Source organism: Acinetobacter pollinis (genome assembly GCF_015627175.1).
Taxonomy (GTDB): domain Bacteria; phylum Pseudomonadota; class Gammaproteobacteria; order Pseudomonadales; family Moraxellaceae; genus Acinetobacter; species Acinetobacter pollinis.
On the sequence record NZ_VTDQ01000079.1, the window covers coordinates 1 to 3,299 of the forward strand.

1 protein-coding gene and 2 pseudogenes are annotated in these 3,299 nt (G+C 35.7%); 2 read left to right on the plus strand and 1 reads right to left on the minus strand.

What is annotated here, in order from left to right:
• Window positions 1–62 precede the first annotated feature (62 nt).
• Both I2F23_RS13670 and I2F23_RS13675 read left to right on the plus strand, forming a co-directional pair.
• Window positions 63–764: pseudogene (locus I2F23_RS13670) on the plus strand (IS1 family transposase).
• A gap of 330 nt (window positions 765–1,094) precedes the next feature.
• A complete protein-coding gene (locus I2F23_RS13675; RefSeq protein ID WP_195773117.1) occupies window positions 1,095–2,360 on the plus strand; it encodes an MFS transporter in 1,266 nt (421 codons plus the stop codon).
• Between the two features lie 175 nt (window positions 2,361–2,535).
• On the opposite strand, the pseudogene I2F23_RS13680 reads toward I2F23_RS13675, so the two are convergent.
• Window positions 2,536–3,237 (minus strand): annotated as a pseudogene (locus I2F23_RS13680) (IS1 family transposase).
• Window positions 3,238–3,299: the final 62 nt, after the last annotated feature.

The following is a 3,299-nucleotide window of genomic DNA, read 5'->3' on the forward strand; positions in this document are numbered from 1 at the left end:
AGGTGGTGTATCAAAAAGTATGCTGCTTAAAAAGACAGTTAGAACTTTGATAACATAGGCAAATGCAAATCACTCTACACATCAAATGTCCTACCTGCCTGAGCGACAGTATAAAGAAAAATGGCTCAAAAGTGGATGGTAAACAAAATTACCAATGCAAAATATGCAGACGCCAGTTCATCGGTGATCATGCACTTAGCTACCAAGGTTGCCATTCAGGCATAAAAACCAAAATATTACACCTGATGGCACGAGGCAGTGGCATTAGAGATATCGCGGAAGTTGAAAGAGTTAGCATTGGTAAGGTGTTACGCACACTCAGTCAATCAAAATATCAGCTCCAAGCACAGCAAAGTCATTATGAAACCCTTGAGATAGACGAGTTTTGGACTTTTGTCGGTAATAAGCAGAACAAACAATGGTTGATTTATGCCTATCATAGAGAAACAGGTGAAATTGTTGCTTATGTTTGGGGTAAACGAGATTTAGCGACAGCAAAATGGCTCAAAGCTAGACTAAAACAGCTCGGGATAAGCTATACGTGTATATCGAGTGATTGTTGGGATAGTTTTGTCACGACCTTTAAAAAGTGCAAATAACGGGTTGGTAAGTTTTTCACTGTCGGTATTGAAGGCAATAATTGTCGGTTACGGCATTGGATCAGGCGAGGCTTTAGGAGAAGCTGTAACTTCTCCAAAAAGCTTGAGAATCATTTCAAAGCCTTTGATTTAGTACTCTTTTATATCAACAATGGATTTATCTAATGCCAGCATACTTTTTGAAACACTATCCAGAATTTTAACTAATATAAATTTATATAAGTAGAGTAGTTTTAAGGAGGAAATTCAAATCATTAGAAAAAATTTAGATCTTTATAATATGTTTATTTAATCGTAAAAATTTCTTTAGGTTTAATTTGAATTTATCACTTAGCTTAAATATTTTTTATAAAATTTTTATTCGAAATGAATTGTTATCTTATGATATAGCATCACGAAAGTGTGATGTTTTACATAAATACTATGCTTTTTTTGCTAAATTTCCTATAAAATCCTTAGGTTAATCTAATAAAAATACATTTAAGTCAGACAGCCATGTTTATTCGAAAACTACTTGATCCAGAATTTCTTAATCGGCTTTCTACTCAAAAGCTGACCACAAGACTAAGTTTTTTCAACTTAGGCTTCTCTATGGCATCTTGGGCATCTCTTATTCCATATTTAAAACAAAAACTTTCTTTGGATCATACCGAATTAGGATTGTTGATTTTATGCATGGGGCTAGGATCAATTGCTGCAATGCTTTTAACGGGTCGTGTTATTAAGACATTAGGTTGTCGATTTATTATTGCATTTTCCTCTATTGTTTTTATATTTACTTTACCATTAGTAACGCATTTAGATAATATACCTATTCTTGCATTTTTCTTAACTTTTCTAGGTATTGCATCTGGTGCAACAGGGGTTGCGGCAAATTTTCAGGGTGTCATTATTGAAGAAAAAAATAATAGTCCGCTTATGTCTAATTTTCATGGAATGTGTAGTTTGGGCGGCTTAATTGCTGCATTAAACATGACAGGACTATTACATAGTGGTTTTTCACCTTCATCCGCAACGCTTTTGGTTAGTTCTATTATTACGCTTATAGCAATCTTTGCTGTTCTAGGTGCACTTTCGAAGTCTGCTGTTAATGATGTGACACAACCAAAGGTGACTACTGAGGAGGAAGCACCCTCTATACGAAATAGTGCAATGCCACACCCTGTAATTCTAATGCTTGGTATGATGTGTTTTATTGCTTTTTTGACGGAAAGTACAGCATTAGACTGGAGCGGTGTGTATCTTACAGATATTTATCATACATCATTGTCTAATGCTGGATTAGCATATAGTTTTTTCGCAATTACGATGACTTTCTCTCGTTTCTTTGGGCATATATTTCTTAGAAAAATTGGAGAGAAGCGCTTAATTTGGGCAAGTTCATTGTGTGCAAGTGCCGGAATGGCCGTTGTTGTACTTGCGCCCATGTGGTATTTAGTGCTTCTAGGATATGCTCTAGTGGGATTAGGCCTTTCAAATATTGTTCCTGTATTATTTTCACGGGTTGGAAGGCAAAATTTTGTACCAAAGTCCCAAGCACTTTCTTATGTATCTATTCTTGCGTATTCAGGTGCATTGAGTGGATCAGCATTAGTGGGGTTAATTGGTCAGAAAACAGGACTCACATTTGTCTTTGGTTTAATTTCTGCATTACTGTTATGTATTGCCGTTTTTAACTCATATACGATTGTAAAAAGACGTCGTAAAGAAAGAAAAATGCGAAAACTAATGATTTCACCTAAAGAAACACAGTCTGATTAATATCTCAAATTATGCACTTAGATTTAAGTGCATTCAATTTTTAGTAACTTTGCTGCAAACAGCTATTCTTAAAGATTTACTTGGCATTATCATTCTCAAATAAAGAAACCTGTATCAAAAATAGTCAAATATTTAACTTTAATTTTTTGATAGTGTTTCAAAAAGTATGCTGGCATTAGATAAATCCATTGTTGATATAAAAGAGTACTAAATCAAAGGCTTTGAAATGATTCTCAAGCTTTTTGGAGAAGTTACAGCTTCTCCTAAAGCCTCGCCTGATCCAATGCCGTAACCGACAATTATTGCCTTCAATACCGACAGTGAAAAACTTACCAACCCGTTATTTGCACTTTTTAAAGGTCGTGACAAAACTATCCCAACAATCACTCGATATACACGTATAGCTTATCCCGAGCTGTTTTAGTCTAGCTTTGAGCCATTTTGCTGTCGCTAAATCTCGTTTACCCCAAACATAAGCAACAATTTCACCTGTTTCTCTATGATAGGCATAAATCAACCATTGTTTGTTCTGCTTATTACCGACAAAAGTCCAAAACTCGTCTATCTCAAGGGTTTCATAATGACTTTGCTGTGCTTGGAGCTGATATTTTGATTGACTGAGTGTGCGTAACACCTTACCAATGCTAACTCTTTCAACTTCCGCGATATCTCTAATGCCACTGCCTCGTGCCATCAGGTGTAATATTTTGGTTTTTATGCCTGAATGGCAACCTTGGTAGCTAAGTGCATGATCACCGATGAACTGGCGTCTGCATATTTTGCATTGGTAATTTTGTTTACCATCCACTTTTGAGCCATTTTTCTTTATACTGTCGCTCAGGCAGGTAGGACATTTGATGTGTAGAGTGATTTGCATTTGCCTATGTTATCAAAGTTCTAACTGTCTTTTTAAGCAGCATACTTTTTGATACACCACCT

Excerpts from the sequence above, each read along its gene's own strand:
- I2F23_RS13675 (WP_195773117.1), top strand. The coding sequence starts at position 1,095 with ATGTTTATTCGAAAACTACTTGATCCAGAATTTCTTAATCGGCTTTCT.